This is a genomic window from Synechococcus sp. H55.2, assembly GCF_047462495.1.
Taxonomy (GTDB): domain Bacteria; phylum Cyanobacteriota; class Cyanobacteriia; order Thermostichales; family Thermostichaceae; genus Thermostichus.
Genome location: NZ_JANSJH010000221.1, coordinates 1 through 732, shown reverse-complemented (window position 1 = coordinate 732; position 732 = coordinate 1). Strand labels below are relative to the sequence as shown.

The 732-nt window shown below is 57.5% G+C and carries 1 protein-coding gene; it reads right to left on the bottom strand.

What is annotated here, in order from left to right:
- A partial coding sequence (locus tag NW844_RS13030; RefSeq protein ID WP_414336259.1) for a tetratricopeptide repeat protein occupies nt 1-718 on the bottom strand: 718 nt, incomplete at its 3' end.
- Nucleotides 719-732 lie beyond the last annotated feature (14 nt).

The window sequence follows — 732 nt, the reverse complement described above, 5'->3', positions numbered from 1 at the left end:
GGGCCGCTTGCTCAAACAGATCAGGGGCTTGTGCCCGTAGGTCGGCATCGGCAGCAGAGCTGAGGGCTATTGCCTTGCCCAATACCGGGGCAAAATCGCTGGGATCCGCTGCAATCATCTCATCATAAAGGGCCACCGCTTTTCCCGTCTGGTTGTTGCGGGCGTAGATAAAAGCTAAGCGCAGGCGGACATCGTTATCTTCCGGTACTTCCTTCAGATAGTTCTCCAGCAGGTCAATGGCTTCAGAAGTGCGGCCCAGAACTAGTTGAACATCGGCCAGCTCCTGCAGAACTTGGCCATCTTTGGGATCCTTTTTGTAGAGAGCTTGAAGCTGCTCCAGCGCTCCTTCCAGATCTCCTGTCTCCCGCTGAATTTGAGCCAAAAAAGCTCGCAGTTGCCGATTTTCCGGCTCCAGTTCCACCAGCTTCTTCAGCGGCTCAATGGCCCCTTGCGGCTCGTTGAGCTGCAGTTGCGTGTCAATTAACCCCCGCAGGGCAATGGGGTTATCCGGCTCCCGTTCCAGCACGGCCCGGTAGCCGTCCGCCTGGGCCCGCAGTTGCTCGGTAACCAAATTGGCGGTGTCTGCCGAGTCAGAAGGCCCCAGTGCCTGCAGTATCGGGCCAAAGGAGAAGCCCAGGAACATGACTGCGCCAAACACCAGCATCAGGGCTTCCAGGAATTTGCGGAGGGGCGATTTGTCAGGTTTGGACTGAGGCATGAAGGGGCTCGCAC